The organism is Burkholderia alba, assembly GCF_034721475.1.
Lineage (GTDB): Bacteria > Pseudomonadota > Gammaproteobacteria > Burkholderiales > Burkholderiaceae > Burkholderia > Burkholderia alba.
Genome location: NZ_JAWJWL010000122.1, coordinates 1 through 2131, shown reverse-complemented (window position 1 = coordinate 2131; position 2131 = coordinate 1). Strand labels below are relative to the sequence as shown.

Annotated in this window: 2 protein-coding genes and 1 pseudogene; all 3 read left to right on the top strand. The window is 60.6% G+C overall.

Translation table 11 applies throughout. The annotated features are described in order from the left end of the window. Positions 1 to 160 precede the first annotated feature (160 nt). On the top strand, positions 161 to 691 hold the full coding sequence (locus tag RZR99_RS32690) for a transposase (RefSeq protein ID WP_323123813.1): 531 nt from the start codon (positions 161 to 163) through the stop codon (positions 689 to 691). Then, complete coding sequence (gene tnpB / locus RZR99_RS32685; RefSeq protein ID WP_323123812.1) at positions 667 to 1020, top strand: IS66 family insertion sequence element accessory protein TnpB; 354 nt, start codon at positions 667 to 669, stop codon at positions 1018 to 1020. Before RZR99_RS32690 ends, tnpB begins: the two co-directional genes overlap by 25 nt. Positions 1021 to 1050: 30 nt before the next feature. Beyond that, a pseudogene (gene tnpC / locus RZR99_RS32680) lies at positions 1051 to 2054 on the top strand (IS66 family transposase); the annotation flags it as partial. Between the last annotated feature and the right edge of the window lie 77 nt (positions 2055 to 2131).

Genomic DNA, 2131 nt, shown 5'->3' with positions numbered 1-2131 from the left:
GCGAGGCAGCCCCGTGACGGAAAGATGAAATGCGGTAACCAGCCCGCGGATATGAGCTTGATCCATCGTCGACAAACGTAAGCGATCCATTATCGACGTCTACCCAACGGCGCTCTGAGCGAGGAACATAGGTGTCCACCTATTTGGGAGGTGGACACCTATGGCTGACAAAGACTCAGAGTTGAGAGTAGTTCGTCAAAACAGCGACGGCCGTCGCCGCTACGACGAGAAGGGCAAACGCGCATTGGTCGAGGCGGCGTTACGCCCGGGCGTGTCGGTGGCTCGCCTGGCGCAGGAACACGCGATCAACGCCAACCTGCTGCGCAAGTGGATTTCGAAATATCTGATGGAGCGGGAGAAAGGCCTGGTGCCGGCGTCACAAGATAACGACGATGACGAGCGCAATTTGCCGCCCGCCGTCGAGGTGATCGATGGTGTGGCTATCGATCTCCCAGGTTCGCTCAAGCGCATCTCGGCCACGGTACCACCATCTGTGTTTGTGCCGGTCGTTCCAGCGCCGTCGTTGACATCGCCCACACCGCCATCAGCATCGATGACGCTCGCGTTGCATGTGCGTCTGTCCAACGGTGTTGAACTTGAGCTGGGCAAGGCCATCGCGACTGTCGACGAACTGACGACCTTGGTTCAGATCCGGGGGAGGATGCCGTGTTCCGGTTCGACGAAGGCTTGAAGGTCTACTTGCACCGCGATCCTGTCGACTTCCGCTACGGCATGAACAGCCTGTCGATTCTCGTCGAACAATCGATGCGACTGAACCCGATGGATGCTTCGCTCTACGTATTCGGCAATCGGCGTCGTGATCGGATCAAGATCCTCGGCTGGGATGGGAACGGCTTCTGGCTGCTGATGAAACGCCTCGAGGCCGATCGCTTCACTTGGCCAGACAAGAAAACCGAAGTCGTGACGATGACGACGGACTTGTTGCACGCGTTGCTCGACGGTGATGACATTATCACGATCCAGCGGCATCCGAGACGCGAATATCGTCGCGTCAGTTGAACGCGGGATCGGCCTGTCTGTCGAATCGGAATGCCGATCCAGGTCACCGTTACCGCCGACGAACTTGCCGCGCTGCTCGCGATACGCGAAGCGTATGGTTCGCTTCAGCGCGAGCATGAAGAGGTTCGCGGCACGTTGCGTCTCGTGACGGCGGAACGTGATCTCGCCGAAGAGCGGCTGCGTGCCTATCGACACGAATTGTTCGGCGCCAAAAGCGAGGCGCGAGCCTCGGAACAGCTCGGTCTGTTCAATGAAGCCGAAGCGCTGGGGGCGAACGCGACGCCGGCGCAGGAAGACACTCCGGATTCGACGGTCGCTGCGCATACGCGCAAGAAATGCGGCCATCGCAAGCCGCTCGACCCGAATCTGCCGCGAGACGTTGTGCGACACGAACTGCCCGAAGCCGAACGCTTCTGCGCGAACGACGGGCACGCGCTCGTCGAGTTCGGCGTGGAGATCAGCGAGCAGCTCGATGTGATCCCCGAGCAGCTTCGTGTGATCCAGCACCAGCGCGTCAAATATGCGTGTCCGTGCTGCGATCTCGGCATCAAGGTCACGCCGGCGCCGCCGCGCATCATCCCTCGCGGATTGTTGAGCGAGTCAGCACTCGCGTGGATTGCCACCGGCAAGTACCAGTTCGGCATGCCGCTGTATCGCCAGGCCGGCCTCCTGCGGCGTTTCGGCGGCGACATCTCGTCGAACACGATCGCCGCCAGCATGGTACGCGTCGGCCTCGCAACGCAGCCCGTGATCGACCTGATGCGTTGCTCGATACCGAGCTGATCTACTGCGACGAGACGACACTCCAGGTGCTGAAGGAGGAAGGCCGACGGCCTCAAACGAAGAGTTACCTCTGGGCGCAAATGACCGGTTCGGGCGTCCCCATTCGCTGCTTCACCTATACGCCGGGGCGCGGCACCAAGCTGGCCGACAAGCTGTTCACCGGAATCCACGAAGGCGCGGTCATGATGACCGACGGCTACGAGCCCTACAACGACATCGCTCAGCGTCACCGGCTTGTGCACCTTGGATGCTGTTGACGGCGACGTAAAAGCGCGGGTAAATGACGACGGAAGGTTGAGAGAGTTGCTCAACGAACAAGGGGCCGTGA